This is a genomic window from Streptomyces hygroscopicus subsp. hygroscopicus, assembly GCF_030269125.1.
GTDB classification, from domain to species: domain Bacteria; phylum Actinomycetota; class Actinomycetes; order Streptomycetales; family Streptomycetaceae; genus Streptomyces; species Streptomyces hygroscopicus_C.
In genome coordinates this window covers 35273-52947 of sequence record NZ_BSSM01000008.1, presented here as the reverse complement: position 1 = coordinate 52947, position 17675 = coordinate 35273, and the positions used below count along the sequence as shown (strand labels likewise).

Below are 17675 nucleotides of genomic sequence, written 5' to 3'. Positions count from 1 at the left end.
GAGAGGAGCGAGTATGACAGGGTTCGAAGGGCGCGTAGCGATCATCACCGGCGGCAGCCGGGGCATCGGCAAGGCACTCGCCCTCGCCTTGGCCGGGCAGGGGGCCAGTATCGCCATCGGTGCCAAGACGATGGAATCAGGCGGGCGGCTCCCGGGCAGCGTCCCGGATACGGTCCGGGAGATCGAGGCGCTGGGCGCAAAGGCCCTGGGGCTGCGCTGTGATGTGCGCGACGAAGCGGATCTGAAGAATCTCGTCGACCGGACGGTGGAACGCTTCGGCCGCGTGGACATCCTGGTCAACAATGCCGGAGCGATGTGGTTGCAGTCGGTCGAAGGCACCACGCGCAAACGCTATGACCTGGTGATGGCCATCAACGCCCGAGCGCCCTTCCTGCTCGCGCACCACTGCATTCCGCACATGCGCCGCGGCGGATGGGGCCATATCGTCAACCTGAGTCCGCCGCTGGACCTTGAGGGGATCCAGCACATGGGCGGCAAGGTGGCGTACATGTCCTCGAAGCTCAACGCGACGCTGCTGACCCTTGGCCTGGGCAAGGAGGTCGCGGCAGACGGCATCGCGTGCAACACGATATGGACGCGCACGCTGATCGGGACGCTGGCGACGCAGAATCTCGGCATCGGTAACCCGCGGGACTGGCGCACGGAGGACATCGTCGTCGATGCCATCATGGCCGTGCTGGAGCAGAATCCGGCGAAGTTCACCGGGAACGCCCTGATCGACGACGAGGTCCTCGCGAGCCTCAAGGGAATCGAGGACCTGACCCGGTACCGCTTCGTGCCGGACCACGAACCGACCCCGATGACATGGGAGTTGTGGGACGCTGTCGCCGAGGTCGCACAGCAGATGTACTTCGCCGCCATGACGGCGGCCGACGGCGCACAACCGGCTTCGCCGCCGGCCGGCAGCTAGAGAGGACCCTCCATGGGCACAGAAAGCGACAGCGTGATCGAAGGCCACGACCAGATCGTGGCGCACGTGATCGCGGCGTTCGACGACCTTCCCGTCCCACCCGGCATGCCCCTGCAGCTGCCTCCGCCGTCGACCACGACGCTGGCCCTGCAATACGAGAAGTTCGTACCGGGCCGGTCGATCTCGGCGACGGTGGAGATACCTCCGCAGTACGGCAATGTCATGGGCATACTCCAAGGCGGCTTCATCGCGGCGATGTTCGACGACCTCATGGCGCCGCTCAGCTATCTGACAGCGAAGAACCCCACGACCAGCATGGACCTGACGACGCATTTCCTGCGTCCGGTGTTCGTCGGCGAACGCGTGACCCTGACCGCCACGGTCCAGAAGGCCGGCCGGACAGCCATCTACCTGGCCGCGGAGGCGCACAACGAGAAGAACAAGCTGGTGGCGACGGCGGTCTCCACGCTTCAGGTAGTGGGGCTGCCGCAAACCTGAGCCGCGCATCCATCCCTGATCGTGCGGGGTGCCCCCGGCCTCCGCCGGGGAGGGAATGCATCCTTGGCCCGGAGCCGCGAAGCCGCGGAATTGGCTGCCCCCGCGTTCACGCGGGGGCAGGAGCCACGGCCACAAGGACTTGATGATCACGGGGGAATCCGTGCACTACGCTGCTCATCTGGCATCCGCTACCACCGACAAGAACCTGCAACTCGTCCTCAAGGTCCTGCCCGCGATCGCGGTCATCCTGGCCGGTTCGGCACTGTGCGGGCGGCTGGCCATCTGGCTCAGACAGCCGCGCGTCCTGGGTGAAATGGTCGCCGGCGTCCTGCTCGGCCCCACTCTGTTCGGGGCGCTCTTCCCGGATGCCCAAAGAGCCGTCTTCGCGCCCGAGGTCAAGCCGATCCTGTACGTGCTGAGCACCATCGGCCTGACGCTGTTCATGTTCCTGGTCGGTGCCGGCCTCGACCATGGCCCGGGCAAGGGCATCAAGGACATGAGGAACGCGGGCGTGCTGGCCCTCTCCGGGATCCTGCCCTCCCTGCTGCTCGGCGCCGCAGCCGCCTGCGTCCTGTACGGCAAGCTCTCCCGCCCCGGCGTCAGCACCTTCGAGTTCGCGCTGTTCCTCGGCGGCGCGCTGTCCATCACCGCGTTCCCGATGCTGGCCCGCATTCTGTACGAACGGAATCTGCAGAACACCCAGATCGGCCGGATGACCCTGCTCGGCGCCTCCGTCGACGACGCAGCGGCCTGGTGCTTCCTTGCCGTGCTCTCTGCCATGCACACCGGCTCCGGTGCCCCGCAGGCCCTGCGCACCATCGGCCTGACCGCTGCGTTCGCCGCCGTCATGCTCCTGGTTGTCAAGCCGCTGCTGCGCCCACTGGGCGAGCGGGTGGAGCGCACCGGCACGTTCAGCTTCGACCACATGTACCTCGTCGTCGGCATCGTGCTGCTGTCCGGCCTGTTCACCGATTACATCGGCATCTACTCCGTGTTCGGTGGCTTCATCGCGGGCCTGGCCATGCCCCGCAACCCGGCGTTCCGCGAGGCCCTGCACGGCCGCATGATGGACATCGTCTGTGTGCTGCTCCTGCCGATCTTCTTCGCCTTCTCCGGCCTCAACACCGAACTGGGCGGCATCACCAGCTGGACCGCGTTCGCGATCATCCTGGTCGCCGGCTTCATCGGCAAGTACGCCGGCTGCGCCGCCGCCATGCGTACCGTCGGATTCACCTGGCGCGAGGCCTGGGCCGTCGGCGGCCTCATGAACGCCCGCGGCCTGATGATCCTCATCTTCATCAACATCGGCCTCGCTCAGGGCATGATCACACCTCAGGTGTTCGCCATGCTGGTCCTGGTCGCGGTGATCACCACCGCGGGCGCCGTGCCTTTGTACCGCTGGGCCCTGCCCGAGCGGCTGGAAGCGCGGATGCTGCCCACCCCGGGGGAGTCCGGCCCCGCTGGGGCCGCGGTGCCGCAGGGCGAACGCGCACCCGCGTAAGCCTTCCGTGCCGACCGGACCGCGACACCGTGCCTCCGGTCGGCGTCGGTGAGGCGGTTCCTGCCCTACCGTGTCGCCTCACAGGGCAGTTGACGTCTGTCCGCCCGCGCGGCCCTACGCCGAACAGCTCATAGTCGTGCGCAACACCTGAATCCACCAGTCGATCAGCCGATCGGCTGCGGTCCCGTCGAGGCCGACGCTGCGGCGGAACTCGTCTCCGAACAGGGGCTCCATCACCATGGCCTGGTGCATCGCGGCCACTGTCACTTGGATGTCCTCGCGTGACGGCGCCCTGCGCCCGCTGGTCGCGGACTGCCGCCGGGCCTCGGTGTACAGCCGGTCGACGACCTCGTTGAGCATTCCGCTGCCCGTATCGCGCCAACCGGACCGGTGCAGGGCGAGCGCGAGTTCCGCGTAGCCTTCGGCGTACATCCGGTGGAGCGAACGGACCAGGCCGGCCGGGTCCGCCGGGCCGTGGTTCCACGTCTCCAGGACGGCGCGCAGTTCGGCCCTCAGCTTGGCTCCGCCGAATCGCAGCAGCGCTTCCAGTAGTTGGTCACGGGTGCCGAAGTGGTGGTTGATCGCGGCGTCCGACACGCCGATCGCGGCGCCCACGGCCCGTACCTGCACGGCGGACGGGCCGCCGGCGGCGAGCAGCTCGCTCGCCGCTTCCAGGATCAAACGCTTGGCGACATCCGGGTCGCGCCGTACTCGCGTGGTCACCCGCCCAGATTACCTTGACGGGCCAAGGCGGCCTTCCTTACATTGGGCACTCAAGGTACAGAGGCGTGTACAGATCAACTCTGACCGGAGGAGCCCCCCGTGGCCGAAGCCGACCCGACAGTTCACCCCGATCGACGCCGGTGGGCTGTGCTGGCGGTGATGTCGTTCTGCATGTTCATCGTGGTGATGGACAACACCATTCTCGTGGTGGCGTTGAAGTCGATTCAGCAGTCTCTCTCCGCGACCAATGCGCAGTTGCAGTGGACGATGGACGCGTACACCCTGACGTACGCGGCGCTGATGTTCACCACCGGCGTGCTCGGCGACCGTCTCGGCCACCGCAATGTACTGGTCTTCGGGATGCTCTTCTTCACCGTCGTCTCCACGTTCGGCGCGTGGTCCGGCGACACCGCACAGCTGACGCTGTGGCGCGCGCTGATGGGTGTCGGCGCGGCCGTGGTCCCCGGCTGCACCATGGCGGTGATCACCAATGCCTTCCCTCCGGCCGAGCGGGCCAAGGCCATCGGGCTGTGGTCCGTGTCGAACGGGCTCGGTATCGCCTGCGGCCCGGTGATCGGCGGGGCGCTGGTCAGCGAGTTCTGGTGGGGGTCGGCCCTGCTGGTGAACGTGCCGCTGGCAGGGCTGGCCATGCTGGCCATCGTGCTACTGGTCCCCAACACCAAGGCCCCGCACCCCGGGCGCCTGGACATCGCGGGTGTGGCCCTGTCGGCCTCCGGGGTCGGGCTGATCGTTTACGGCGTCATCGCGGGCGGCGAACCCGCGGGGTGGTTGCGCGCTCCGGTGTTCGGGCCGATCGCTGCCGGCGGCGTCCTGCTGGGGACGTTGGTATGGCATTCCCGACGCGCGGCGAATCCGGCGCTGGACCTGCCGTTGCTGCGTACCAGGGAGTTCGCGGCCGGGGCCGCCACCATGTCGCTGACCTTCCTCTTGGTCAATGGCGCCAGTTTCGTCCTGGTGTTTTATGTGCAGATCCTGCGAGGTTTCTCGCCGTTGCAGTCAGGTCTGCTGATGCTGCCGGTGGCGGTGGGGGCAGTCCTCACGGGACAACGCAGCGATGCGCTGATGGACCGGTTCGGCTCCGCGGCGGTGGTCGCGGTGGGCGCCATCACGTTGTGCGCCGGGTGCACCGGGTTCGCGCTGCTCGATCTCCACACCGGCATCTGGGTCTTCATTGTGCTGCAGTTCGTCTCCGGCCTGGGGTTCGGTGCGACTCTGGCGCCCTCGATGACGGCAGCGCTGTCGGTGGTGCCGAAGGCGCGGTCCGGCGCCGGATCGGCCCTCGCCAACACGTTCCGGCAGTTGGGAACGGCGCTCGGCGTGGCCGTGCTCGGGTCGTTGTTGGGGACGATATACCGGAACCAGTTGGGCGACCGTATCGAAATCCTGCCCCAGCAGGCGCGCGGCGAGGCCGGCAACTCCATCGGATCGACGCTGCTTGCGGTGGAGCGCGCACGCGCCGGAGGCGACGGGTCCGGTCCCGCTGAACTATCCCGGTTCGCGCGCCGGGCCGCGGAACTGGTCACCGCGGCACAGGACTCCTTCCTCGTCGCGATGCGGGTGACGATGGTGGTCAGCGCCGGTGTGGCGTTGCTGGCAGCGGCGGCCGCGATGCTGTGGCTGCCGAAGCGGGAACCGCGGGAACCCTCATCGGCCCGGAAGGCCGATGTGCCCGTGGGGTCGCGGTAGCACCGCCCGTGGCCACCCGACAGTCGACCGAGCCCGCCGTCTCGCGGTCCCACGCGCCGTTGTTCGTCCGGAAGGCGGGGGCGGGCACGCCCGTCGTGCTCGTGCACGGCGGACTTCCCGCTCGCCACGCCTGGGCCCGCCAGCAGGAACTCGCAGCCCGGTGGTCGCTGATGATCCCGAGCCGCCGGGGCTTTTCACCGAGTCCCCCTGCGCCGCGACAGGATTTCCTCGTGGATGCCGAAGACATGGCGGCGCTCGTCGCCGGCATTCCTGGTGGCGCGCATTTCGTCGGGTTCTCTTACGGCGGATTGGGGATGTGTGTGGCAGCCGGTCTGCAGCCGTCCCGGGTCCGGTCCTTGACGTTGATCGAGGTGCCGTTGTGGAGCGCCGCCGGCGCGGACGAATCGGTGCGGAGGCTGGCGGAGGTCGCCGATCGATTTGCCGAGGGGCATCGTGACGCGCCGACCGAACGCGAGTTCCTGGCCGTGGCCGGCATCGATCGTCAGTGTCTCGATACCCGGGACGACGACATGCGTCAGGCGATCGAGCTGGCGCGCAATTTTCGCTCCCCGGGCGAGGCGAGCCCGCGGTTCGGAAGGATCGTCGAGGCCGGCATACCTGTGCTCGTCGTCTCGGGCGGCCACGCACCGGCGATCGAGGTCGTGTGCGATGCCGTCGCCGCCCGGACCGGCGCGCAGCGGATCTGCGTCACCGGAGCCGGCCACGCGGTCCAGCGCGCGCCCGGCTTCAATCCGATGCTGGAGGCGTTTCTGACCGCGGCGGAACACCGCGCGTCCCACCTGTGAGGCCGGGGCCGGGCCGTCCGGCGGACCCGCCATCCGCGGCGCTCCTCAGCTCACGGGTGAGTCGCCTCCGTCGGCGCGGGTATCCGCGCCGAGCAGGCTCAGCGCCTTCGCCTCGCTGCCCGGCGAATTCGATCAGCGATTCCCCGTGGACTGGAGATGTTCCCAGTGATCCGTCAGCACGAGGAGACGCTGGAGAAGCTCGCAGAAAGTCGTCAGGTCGAGGCCGTCTGCGTCTTCGGAGCCGACGCCGTGGTGGAGCATGTTCATCAGCAGCTGGAGCTGGTCACCGAACCACTGCTGGGCGGTTTCTCCGCAGGAGAACGGATGAGGGCGAGCCAGGGTATCGGTGGCGTCCTCGGGCAGCAGGACATCGCTCACGAGCTGGAGCTGGCTGATCTCGTGCCGGAAGAGACGGTGCAGTGCCCTGCTCCAGAGCGCCATGTCGGTTGTATTGCGGGACAGCCCTTGGGCGTACTCGCGCAGTAGGGTGTGGAAGGCGTAGCGGCCCGGGGCAGGTGAGCTCAGCATATTGACGTCCACCAACGTCTCCAGGTCCTGGCTGACCCTCGACGCCGAGTCGCCGAGAACGATTCCCGCGGTGGTCAGCGTGAAGTCGTCGACGTCCAGGTTGGACAGCAGCTTGAAGAGGGTTTGCTGGCTCTCGGAGAGCATTGCGTAGCGCACGTCGAAGCTGCTCCGGACTTCGAGGCCGCTCAGGTGCCACTGGTCGACATCGGCCCGGTCCCGCTGAAGGCTGCTGATGAGATCCACCAGGCGCCAATGAGGACGGGCGGCCAGCTTCGCAGCGACCGATTGCAGGGCCAGGGGCAGCCCACCGCAGAAATCGATCAGTGCCGCAGCGGCCTTCGGTTCGGCCAGGAGGCGATCACGCCCGATGCTCTTGGCCACCAGAGCCAGACTCTCATCGGGAGGCAGCATGGCGAGTTCGACGTTGTACGCGCCGGGGAGGGCAGTGAGCCGGCCCCAGCTGGCGATGAGCACGGCGTTTCCCGGTTCCGCAGGGATCAGGTCCCGGACATCCATCGTGTCGGCCGGGTTGTCGAGCACCACCAGGCAATGCCGGCCCGCGAACAGCGATCGGCAAAGACGTTTTTGCAACGCAGGGTGCACCGGCAATTCGAGTCCCGCGGGCGCCAATGCCTGAAGGAAGGATTTCAGAGCCGCGTGTGTCCTGGACGCAGCGCCGCCCAGGTCGGCGTACAGAACACCGTCCTTGAACTCCTGGCTCAGCCGGTGCGTCACATGGGCCACAAGAGTACTCGCGCCGGCCCCTGGCGGGCCGGACACCGTGACCAGGGGAACGCCATGGCGATTGTCGGTCAACCTGCCGACGATGTCCTCGATCTGTGACGCCTGGCCCGTGAAGTGGGGAGGAGCCGGCGGCAACGGGTTCGGCGTGAATTCTCCGGCCGACTGCGTGTCGCCGCTCATGGCGGTGACCTGAGGCGAGCCCGGTATCTGTGGTTCGTCGTCGGTGGGCGGCGAGCTTCCCGGTGTCAGAATCTGATGGTAGAGACGCTGCAGGGGCGGGCTGGGATCGGATCCCAACTCGTCGGCCAGTGTCTCCCTGAGTCGCTGGTAGGCGTGGAGCGCCTCTGCCGAGCGTCCCGTCTCTGCCAGCGCGTTCATCAGGTGTTTCCAGGACTGTTCCCGCAGCGGGTGTTCCTCCGTCAGCCTTTGCAGCTCGGCGACGGCAACCGCTCCCTTGCCGATCCGGATGCAGGATTCCGCCCACAGCTCGATCGTCTGCAGCCGGGCCTCCTGGAGGCGATGGCACTCGCTGTGCCGCAAGAATTCCGACGGCACATCGGCCAGGGCTTCACCTCGCCACAAGCGCAAGGCATTCGTGAGGGTGTCGGATGCGAGCTCCCAGTTCTCGTGAGCCGCTGCCTGACGGCCTGCGGCGCTGAGCGTGAGGAATCTTCGGAGGTCGATTTCGTCGTCGGCCGCCGAAATCAGGTAGCCGGTGGGCAGCGTCCGGATTCTCTTGGCCGAGTCCGGGCCGAGTTTCTTTCGCAGCCGCATGACGTAGCTCGACAGCGTGGCGCGGGCCTTGGCCGCGGGCCGGCCGTCCCACACGGTCTCCAGGAGGTCTGTCGCGGGGACCAAAGTGTTGTGCTTGAGGAGCAGGCTCGCAAGCAGTATGCGAAGTCGCGTGCTCGAAATGATCAGTTCCTCTCCCCGGTCGTCGCGAACGAGTAAAGGGCCGAGAATTCCGAACTCCATGATGGACTTCCCCCGTATTAATATGTGCTTGTGACTCCGATGGGATCAGCTTGGGTTGCATCGACGAGGTTGCCTGACGTTGGCCGTGACGCGCCGGATCTGCGCCGGAATCTCGCCGGCGGTCGCGGCTCAAGGGGAGGGGATGGCGTCGGTGTTCCACGAGTCGGTGCGGTCGCGCGGGGCGCGGCACCACATCGACTGCGTGGTCTGGATGCCGAAGCGGACCTCAGTCGGATTGAGCCAGGGCGAGTCGACGGGGTGCGGCGCACGTACGTGTCCTACGCCGACCATTCCTTCGCCTCCGGTGCGGTATGCGTGGACCAGTTTTCCCTTCACGTGAAGCCTGGCCGGTACGCGGCTTCATCGCCTTCTCCGGGAATGCCAAGGAGTTCGCCCTGTTCCGGTTTGGCTTACGTTGCCCGATCACTTCGCCGTTGCCGACGTTGACAGCGGCGCACAGGTTCGCGGTCCGAAGGGTGGTGCCGGGCCATACCTCTCGACTGCCCGCCACCTTGGTGATTCAGCCATCTTTTCAAGGAATCGATCTCCAGACCGGCGAGCCACACCGCAAAAGCTGACGTCAATGGGTCAGGACGTGCTAGAGCCCCGGTACGGCCAACGGCACGTCATGACATCGAATCTTCGACAAAGTAGCACGCGTGATCCGGGGCTTTCAACGGCGATGCGGACGGGCACATGACGGGCCGGCGGCTCTCGCCGGAGGGGATCTGAAGAACAAGCTGCCCTGGAGGCAAGAGTTTTTTTGGCCGTTTATGCGGCGCGGTGAGGTCGGATACCGAGCGGGAAACCACGGGCCCCACGAGCCGCTGTGCGCCGCAGGAAACCTCCCTCTCTCTCGTGTGGCGGTGAGCCAACGATCATTTTCCGCGGTCTTGCCGATCATCTGGTACTCCAGCTGTAGATCGCGATATCCGGCGCCATCGCGTTGAGCGGACGCCGCCGAAGTCTGACCGCAGGGCGGCTCGTGTTATCGAAGTTTGATTTCCGCTGGTCACAGCCGCTGCTGAGCGCCCGTTTGAGAGGATCGGGGCATGGTGGACTCATCTATGCAGATCAATGCCCTCATCGTTGATGCCACAGACCCCGAGCGGCTCGCTGCTTTCTGGTCCGAGCTGCTCGGGGGTCCCTTCGAGCCCGACGACGAGGGGCGCGCGAACTGAAGATCGCGATCTACAGCTGGAGTACTAACTTGATCTTCAACGTCCGACGTCGAATGGTGCGTCGAACTTGATCACTCGGTCCGGTATTCGTCGTACACGGAAGCGGCCGTCGTCTGAACGTGTGCTCCGACCAAGGAACCCACATCTTCAGAACGAAGGCCGTGGGAATGAGTCTGCTGCATCGCGACACACGCCGAGACGCTTTGGAGCAACTGTCATGCTTCCGGGGCGAGTTCTACTCCTGTCTCACCGCTCGTTCGGATGCGTTGTCCGAGCTGGCTGATGCTGTCCTGTGCGGCGACGGGCGGGTGAGGTCACTGCCCGAGCTGTCACTGGTCGGCGAACACCGCCGAGGCCATGGCGGACTCTACTCAGCCGTCGCCCGCGGCCGGGTCGATGCCGACCGGCTGCGGCGGGTCCTGGCCTCGGTGCCACTGCCACGGGCAGTCGACGGCCGGCTGGTCCTGGCCGTCGACATCACCTGCTGGCTGCGCCCCAACGCCCACACCTCACCGCAACGGATCCTGTGTCACACCTACGGCCGAGGCAAAGACCAGCACATTCCGGTTCCCGGCTGGCCGTACTCGATCATCTGCGCACTCGAGCCCGGCCGCAGCTCTTGGACCGCTCCGCCGGACGCATTGCGCCTGGCGCCCGGGGACGACAGCGCCACCATCACCGCCCGCCAACTGCGCGAACTGCTCGAGACGCTGATCAGGGCAGGCCAATGGCAGGAAGGCGACCCGAATATCCTCATCATCGCTGACGCCGGCTACGACGCACCCCGTCTCGCGTTCCTGCTCGGAGACCTGCCGGTCCAGGTGCCGGCCCGTATGCGCTCGGAGCGTGTCCTGCGGCGGCCCGTCCCGCCCCTGCAGCCTCACACCCAGGGCCGGCCGCCCCGGCATGGCAGCGAGTTCGTCTTCGGCCAGCCCGACACCTGGGGCACCCCGGACACCGAGACTGTCACCGGCACACGTCTTTACGGCACCGCCGGAGCCCGCTCCTGGAACCGGCTGCACCCCAGCTCACGCGCCGCTCTTCCTGGTCAATCGCCGACGGCACCCTCCCCGTCGTCGAGGGGACGGCGATCCGCCTGGACATCGACCACCTGCCCAGCGGAGCAACACCGAAGCCGGTCTGGCTGTGGTGGTCGGGCACCGACGCCACTGCGACGGACGCCGACGCCGACCGACTCTGGCAGGCATACCTGCGACGCTTCGACATCGAACACACCTTCCGGCTGTTCAAACAGACCTTCGGCTGGACCGCCCCGAAGATCCGCACACCCGAGGCCGCCGACCGCTGGACCTGGCTGATCCTCGCTGCCTACACCCAACTGCGTCTGGCCCGCACACTCGCAGCCGACCGGCGTCACCCCTGGGAGAAACCCAGCCCTCCGGACAGGCTCACTCCCGCCCGCGTCCGCCGCGACTTCCGACACATCCGCCCACCGCCGTCTCCCCGGCCAGAGCACCGAAACCCACCCTCCCCGGTCCCGGCCGGTCACCAGGCCGGAAAAACACCCGTCTCACACCCCGCCACGACGTGCACACACCCAAGAAGACACAGCCAGCAAGACGACCAGAGAAGAAGACAACCACCCCGAAACCCCGCCGCACGGGTCAACAGGCCATCTCATTTGGCTGAGTAGGCTGTCGATCGTGGTGGGGATCGTTGAACGGCTGGTGCCGGACGAGTTGTGGGAACTGTTCCAGCGGGTCGTGCCGGAGGCACTGTCGCGGTCTCAAGGTGGCGGCCGGCGCCGGCACGGCGACCGTGAGGTGCTGGCAGCGATCGTGTTCGTGGCGACGTCGGGCTGCACGTGGCAGCAACCGCCGAAGTCGTCGTTCGGACCGTCTGGGGCTCCCACCTGCGGCGATGGTTATTCCAGCGGGGCATCCGGCACCGCGTAGCCCGCAAGGGAGTCGAGACCTCGCAGCCGCTCGGCCGGCACCGCTGGACCATCGAACGCACGATGGCCTGGCTTGCCGGATGCCGTCGCCTCCATCGCCGCCACGAGCGCAAAGCCGAGCACTTCCTCGCCTTCGCCAGCATCGCCTGCCACCCTCATCTGCTACCGCAGACTCACCAAATGAGACGACGTCTGAAGATCAAGCTGGACAGTGTCCGATTGGTCATCGAAGTGCGTGGTCGTCAACGCAGCGTGCGGCGATGATGTGCGGGTGTTCTACGAGGATCTCAGCGAGTACACCTACCGCAACGAGGACGCGTTCGGTGACAGGGAGTCGTTCAACGAGCTCTGGTACCGCCCTGAGTACATCCGTCTGAATGTCGGATGGCTGGAGGCCGGCAAGCCATACTCGACAGGGCCTGTTCCCGCAGGCTTCGTGGAGAAGCTGCAGGCCATCCAGCAGGTCCAGTGGATGAACGTATGCCTCGGTTTCCACGAATGCGACCTGTGTCCTGAGGCCGAGGCTCTGGAAGGGAACGGGGAGGTACGGATCCCGGGTGAGGTCGGCATCGCCTACGCCGCCCCGTTCCTGGTCACCCACTACATCACCGTTCACGGCTACCAACCGCCTGAGGTTTTCATCGACGCCGTACTCGCCGTCGATCTCGACGTGTGGGCTGCCGCCCGGTGGCCTGACGTGCCCTTCCCATGGGTCCCGGAAGACGCCGAACGCCTGGCGGAGTAGGTGCAAACGATCCTCACTGATGATGAAGGACAGCGGACGAAGTCCGCCCTCGCCAATCAGATGGATCTTGCAGGTCAGCCCGCCCCCTTGATCGACCCAGGGCCTCGTCCGGCCTGCCTGACCGGCGTCCTTCGCCGACCAGGCACTCGTGGCGGGCGCGAGCGAGCGCCTGCCGCATGCTGATGGGCCCGGCATGAGGTGGAGTCCACGCTGACCATGCTCCAGTCGATCCGTCCCTCAGCATCGGCGCCGGCCTGGACGGCTCGCAGGATTCTCTCCCACGTACCGTCTGCGGACCATCTGCGGCAATGGCTGATCGCGAAGGATTCCAGCCAGTGCCAGGTCAGTGACTGGCCATAGCCGTCGAGTTCACCGTTCGACAGCGACAGACTCACGTACAGTCGTCGGACCTGTGGGGCGATGTTGGGGGAGCGGCGTACATGACCGGGGCGGGGCGGCCTTATCCCGTCGAGGAGCTTCTGACGGCGGTGCGCGCCGAGATCCTCGCCGAACTCCGGAACGACGCCGAGGGCGCCATGAAGGTCGCCCTTTCCAAGGGGCGGCTTCTCTCGCAATCTGGAGGGACACGCGAGTATCTCTTCGAGTGCCGTACCTGGCACGACAGCCTGGACAGTGTTCCGGTTCTCGCCCGGCCGTCACGTTCCCGCAAGGCGTGGGACCCGGCCGAGGCGTCTCGCGCTCCGGACGGGACCGTACGGCTCGTGACGAAGGCCGATCCCGGGGCGGCGCGGGAGATATCGGGAGTAAGGGTGTTTTTCGGCTCGCTGCTTAGATGTGCTCCGAGAAGGGCGCCTGCCAGGTATCTCCCTGGTCAGGCGCCCTATGCCGGCGTCTAGAAGAAGCCCAGCTTCTTCGGTGAGTACGACACGAGGAGGTTCTTCGTCTCCTTGTGGTACCCCGCCTCTGACCTGCGGCAATGGATGGAATCGCCCGATGCGAAGCCGAGTTGGTCCGTCCCTGGTCCGGATCACTGAGGCCCCCGGGTAGATGCTTGGGAAACCTCGGCGTGCCTCAGCGGCGAGGTCCGCTCCTCGATCCTGCTGCGGCATCTGCGAACGCCTCGAGTGCCCGCAGCGGGCGGCGCCGCCGCTGGGCCACCCGTTGCGGGTCGGCCCGAACGGGCGGCGCGTTGGTGCCCCGCCCCGTGGCGCCCATAGCCGTCTGCAGGGGAATGCGGCTCCGGAGTCTTCCACCTGGTCGGACAGCTACAGCCACGACCCCGCTCATAGCGGCTGTCCTGACACGAGTCCGGTTGCGGCGGATCAGCAGCCGGTGGCTGCCAGGCCGGGGTCCAGCCAGGCCGATGACAGCTCAGTCACATCAACGGTGCTTCTCGGCGCCGACCCCTGCAACCCTGGACGAGCTGATCCCGCTCACCTGCCACGGGATCCAGCGACTGCTGACGACGCTGGTCGACCGGCCCGTGCACACTGCAGTAACTCTGATCCCGGTATCGTGCTTGGGTTGCCTGATATTACGGGGAGGGGCAGCGGTGCCCGAGGTGCAGCGGGAGCAGTACATAGCCGTCGTCGAACGGCTCGCCGGTCGTTGGCTCCCCACCACTGAGCAAGTCCTGCCTGCCGGGCTGCGGGCTCGCCTGATCGGCGAGCGCGCCCTCGACGCCTATGAGGAGGGGGCGGACGACGGCGCCTTGATCGACGCTGTCGCAGCTCTCAGCGCCGCCGATGCCTTAGGCTCCGCAACGCCGGAGCTGCGCGAACGGCTCAGCCATTTCACAGCACCGCCGGTGGGGATCAGCCGATACGAGACCGTCGCGTCACCGGCCCCTGGTGAACCCGACCCGGACCGCCTTGGTGAGCTGCTCGACCTTGTCGACGCCCGTACGGGCGAGAGCCGGACTCTGGCCCCCATGCCACCCCCTGCAGCCTTGGAGGCTACAAACGGTTACACGGGGGAGGTCTCGGCGTATGAGCTGCTGGCCAGCATCTTGGCGATGCGCGACACCCTCGACTCTACGGAGGTTTGGGCCGACAGTGAGGAGGAGGCTTGGAGGGTGCCCCTACGGTTGGGCCGGACCCACCTCATGCGGTACGCCGACACCCGCAATGTTGACGCATTGAACCAGGCCATCGGCGTTCTCCAGGCGGCTGCGGCGTCGGGCGAAGACGATTCCGTCCGGCAGGGGCATATTCTGCTCGGCGATCTGGCGTTGGCACAGCTCATGCGTTACGACGCTGCTGGGCACGCGGATGATCTCAACGAGGCCCTGCACCGAGCCAGGACGGCACAGGGAGCTGCGGTCTCAGAGTGGGCGGGGGCCCGCTACCCTGCTTTGTGGCATAGCGTGTTGGGCGCCGCGCTCTGGTTGCGACACGAGGCCGACGGGGACCCCGCCGACCTCGAAGCCTCGGCCGACGCGTTGTGGGTCGCCGCGCAGCGATGGACCCATGTCACGTCGGTTTCATGGCTGCGTCTGACCGGGGCGATCCAACGGCAGCAGTACGCGCTGTCGCGGCAGGCCGCTTACCTGGAAAGGGCGTTGGTCCAACACCGCCGCATCGCCACGGCGCAGATGCTCGTACACGATGCGACGGTGCTGCGCGAGGCATGGGCAAGCGTGGGCTACACCCATCTTGCTGAGTACGAACGGTCCCGCGAGCCGGACGAGCTGGACCGCGCCGTGCAACACCTCACCCGCGCACTGGAGACCGGCGAGCTCCAGGAGCGCGACTCCGCTGCTCGGCTTGAGTGGACCCGCGTGCTCGTCTCAGGGCAGCGTCTGCGCGTCGAGTACAGCGCTGACCGTGACGCCTTGGAAGACCTCGTCGCCACCCTCGCGGGGGTGGTGGCAAATGAGCCCGCGAACTCTCCAGAGCGTGCTGTATGGCTCGGTGCCCTTGGTGAGGCTCTCTTGCGGAGATATGAACTGGCGGGTGAGGCAGACGACTTGCGGACCGCTCGTAGTCTCCTGGAGCGCGCCGAGGACCGCTCGGCACTAGCCACCGTCTGCCATCTCCTGTACCAGCACAGCAGCGACTTGCATGCGCTGGACGACGCCGTGCGCATGGGAGCGGAAGAGGTGCGCAGGACGGCTGGCCCCGAGGGAGCGCACGTGAGGGCGGCGGCCGGGCTCGGTCTGGCCCTGCTGTCCCGCGCCGAGGTGTTGCGCGTTCCGATGGATGCAATGGCTGCTGCGCGTCTCCTGGATCACTGCCTGCAGTGGGTTGATCAGTCCGCGGTGCGTCTAGCCTCACTGCGGGCCGAGTTCGGGTGCGCTCTGCTGAATCTGCTTGAGCTGCGGGTCGCCGGCGTCGGGGCCGTGCCCGGCTACGAGGGCGATCCTCTGGAGGATGCAGCCGTGGCCCTGGTGGACGCGCTGGACGTCGTCCGGAACCACGAGGGGGACTGCTCGCGTATCTACGATCTTCTCACTCGGGCGAACACGGCGGCGAGTTTGGTCATCGCACGTGAGGAGAGGCTGGGCGAGGGCCCCGGCCGGCAGCGCGGGGAACGGCCGGTCTGGACGCGTGTGCGCGCGGCGCTTGACGAGTGGGCCGTCGAGTCGGGACGCTCTCGGCTTCCGAGAAGCGGCGACTGGCGCGACGCCCTGCGTGAGGAGCCAGTCACCATGCGGGGGGCGCTGCGTGAGCGCATCGTCGACACCCTCATCCGCCACCTTGGTGACCGATCTGCCGAACAGGTTCGCCGGGTCGTGGGCGAAGCGGACGTGCTCGCCAGGGCCTGTCTGGAGGCCGGGGACGCCGAGGCCGCACTTGAACTGGTCGAATCGGGCCGGACCCTGGCCGAGGAGGTGGCGTCCGGCGCAGCCACCGTCATCGGTTCGACGCTGGAGGAGCACCGGCGCATGCGGAGGGCGCGACGGCTGGAGATCACCGGGCCGACCGGCACCCGGCTGCCACAGCTCATGACCGGCCCGGCAACGACGCGGTCGGCGGACTCCCTGCGGGCCTCCTTGCTTGACGCCCTGTCGAGCACCACGGAGTTGCTCGCGCACGGCTGGCCCGCACATCTGTGCCGGACGCTGGGCGTGGACGCCGTGGTGTACCTCCTGGCCGGCCGTCACCACGGATGGGCCCTCGTGCTGCACTCGACCGGACGACTCCATGCGCTGCGGCTTCCGCAACTGCGCTCCGATGCGCCGGACCTGGTCAACTTCACCGCCGCGCACGACCAGCAACTTCGGGGTGTCGCGAACACGGCGCCGGGTGATGCGTGGCGCGGGGCGCTGCGCAAGGTCTGCGACTGGGCTTGGCGAGCAGCGGTCAAGCAGCTCTTCGAGCATTTTTCGGCCTCGGGGTCCCAGACAACGCCACGGATCGTCCTGATCCCGTCCGGGACACTGGGCCTGGTGCCCTGGCACGCGGCACGGCACCGGGTGCGCCGGAATGACGGCAGCTCGATGCACCGCTTCGCAATCGAGGCCATGTCCGTCAGCTACGCGTCCTCGATGGCGATGTTGACCCGGTTCGCCACCCGTTCCTTGGCACCGCTCGCGGGGAGTGGGCTCGTGGTCTTCGACCCCACGGGCGATCTGCCCCATGCCCGCCAGGAGGGCGAAGACGTCTACCGCTGGTTCTATGCCAAGGGGCAGCGGCTCGGCGGCTCCGGCGAGAGCGCGGCGCCCGCCACGCCCGCCGCTGTCCTCACCGCGCTACAGGGCCATGCGGCCGAACGCGGCCATCCAGTGGCTCACTTCGCCTGCCACGCGCGCAATGGCATCCCCGCGATGGACTCGTACTTGATGCTGGCCGGCGGGCAGCGGCTGCGGGCCGGTCGCCTTCTTGGTCTGGCCCACGGCAACAGCGCCGCACGGAGCACGCAGGCCCTGGTGGTCCTGTCCGCCTGCGCGACGGCGGTGCCGGGAGCGCACTACGACGGCGCTCTGAGCCTGTCGACGGCATTCGTCGCGGCGGGGGCAGCCGCCGTGGTGGGGTCGTTGTGGCAGGTGGAAGATGCCAGGACCGCCGCGTTGATGCGGGACTTCCACACTCTGCTCAACCTCGACGGAATGCCGCCCGCCGAAGCGCTGCGCACCGCCCAGCTGCGGCTGCTGCGCGAGGCCCGCGCCCGGACCCGAGGACAGAGCACCAAGGCCAGGACTTCGGCGGAGGACCCCTTCTTCTGGGCCGCATTCGTCCATCAGGGCCGGGGGCATCCGACGGCGCCACCCGCTGACGGAGCCTCGTCGGCGATCGCTGAGCTCCCCGACAACCCCACGGATGGTGGCGGCTCGTCCGGTGGCTCCGGGTTCAGACTGCCGATCTTCCCGAGTCTGCCGGGGCCAGGATCGGCTGAGATCGTATGGACCTGCCCGGTGACCGACTGTGTCGAGGAGGCGATCGGCGACGATGACTCGCCCTACGCCGCCGATTGTTGTCCCGCGCATCCCGATAGCGCCTTCGTCAACTCGGCGTAGGT

9 protein-coding genes and 4 pseudogenes are annotated in these 17675 nt (G+C 67.5%); 10 read left to right on the top strand and 3 right to left on the bottom strand.

Annotated features, from left to right (window positions below; genetic code table 11):
- Positions 1-13: 13 nt before the first annotated feature.
- The 3 genes from QSK45_RS18970 to QSK45_RS18960 all read left to right on the top strand — a co-directional run bounded on the left by QSK45_RS18970 (position 14) and on the right by QSK45_RS18960 (position 2930).
- Positions 14-931: an SDR family oxidoreductase gene (locus QSK45_RS18970; RefSeq protein WP_285558366.1), complete on the top strand. Its 918-nt coding sequence runs from the start codon at positions 14-16 to the stop codon at positions 929-931.
- Positions 932-943: 12 nt separating this feature from the next.
- Positions 944-1429 carry a PaaI family thioesterase gene (locus QSK45_RS18965; RefSeq protein WP_285558364.1) on the top strand — a complete coding sequence of 162 codons (486 nt, stop codon included), beginning with the start codon at positions 944-946 and terminating at the stop codon, positions 1427-1429.
- 142 nt (positions 1430-1571) lie between these two features.
- The gene (locus tag QSK45_RS18960; protein ID WP_285558362.1) at positions 1572-2930 is read left to right on the top strand and encodes a cation:proton antiporter; all 1359 of its coding nucleotides are present in this window, start codon (positions 1572-1574) and stop codon (positions 2928-2930) included.
- 114 nt (positions 2931-3044) lie between these two features.
- On the opposite strand, the gene QSK45_RS18955 is transcribed toward QSK45_RS18960, so the two are convergent.
- Positions 3045-3653, bottom strand: coding sequence for a TetR/AcrR family transcriptional regulator (locus tag QSK45_RS18955; RefSeq protein WP_285558359.1), 609 nt, complete (start codon positions 3651-3653; stop codon positions 3045-3047).
- A gap of 99 nt (positions 3654-3752) precedes the next feature.
- On the opposite strand from QSK45_RS18955, the gene QSK45_RS18950 reads away from it, so the two are divergent.
- Positions 3753-5360, top strand: a complete 1608-nt coding sequence (locus tag QSK45_RS18950) for an MFS transporter (protein ID WP_285558357.1) — start codon at positions 3753-3755, stop codon at positions 5358-5360.
- On the top strand, positions 5288-6166 hold the full coding sequence (locus QSK45_RS18945) for an alpha/beta fold hydrolase (protein ID WP_490993586.1): 879 nt from the start codon (positions 5288-5290) through the stop codon (positions 6164-6166). The genes QSK45_RS18950 and QSK45_RS18945 overlap by 73 nt, the downstream gene beginning before the upstream one ends.
- Before the next feature lie 132 nt (positions 6167-6298).
- Here the strand turns inward: QSK45_RS18945 and QSK45_RS18940 are convergent, their stop codons facing one another.
- The gene (locus QSK45_RS18940; RefSeq protein ID WP_285558355.1) at positions 6299-8413 is read right to left on the bottom strand and encodes an AfsR/SARP family transcriptional regulator; all 2115 of its coding nucleotides are present in this window, start codon (positions 8411-8413) and stop codon (positions 6299-6301) included.
- Positions 8414-9465: 1052 nt separating this feature from the next.
- Between QSK45_RS18940 and QSK45_RS18935 the strand changes: the two are divergent.
- The 4 genes and pseudogenes from QSK45_RS18935 to QSK45_RS18920 all read left to right on the top strand — a co-directional run.
- A pseudogene (locus QSK45_RS18935) lies at positions 9466-9582 on the top strand (VOC family protein); the annotation flags it as partial.
- A 179-nt stretch (positions 9583-9761) separates the two neighbouring features.
- Positions 9762-11244, top strand: a pseudogene (locus QSK45_RS18930) (NF041680 family putative transposase).
- Positions 11245-11255: 11 nt separating this feature from the next.
- A pseudogene (locus QSK45_RS18925) lies at positions 11256-11693 on the top strand (transposase).
- A gap of 87 nt (positions 11694-11780) precedes the next feature.
- The gene (locus tag QSK45_RS18920; RefSeq protein ID WP_285558351.1) at positions 11781-12254 is read left to right on the top strand and encodes a DUF7919 family protein; all 474 of its coding nucleotides are present in this window, start codon (positions 11781-11783) and stop codon (positions 12252-12254) included.
- 17 nt (positions 12255-12271) lie between these two features.
- Here the strand turns inward: QSK45_RS18920 and QSK45_RS18915 are convergent.
- Positions 12272-12559 (bottom strand): annotated as a pseudogene (locus QSK45_RS18915) (IS5/IS1182 family transposase); the annotation flags it as partial.
- Between the two features lie 1208 nt (positions 12560-13767).
- Between QSK45_RS18915 and QSK45_RS18910 the strand changes: the two are divergent.
- On the top strand, positions 13768-17673 hold the full coding sequence (locus tag QSK45_RS18910) for a CHAT domain-containing protein (protein WP_285558349.1): 3906 nt from the start codon (positions 13768-13770) through the stop codon (positions 17671-17673).
- Positions 17674-17675 lie beyond the last annotated feature (2 nt).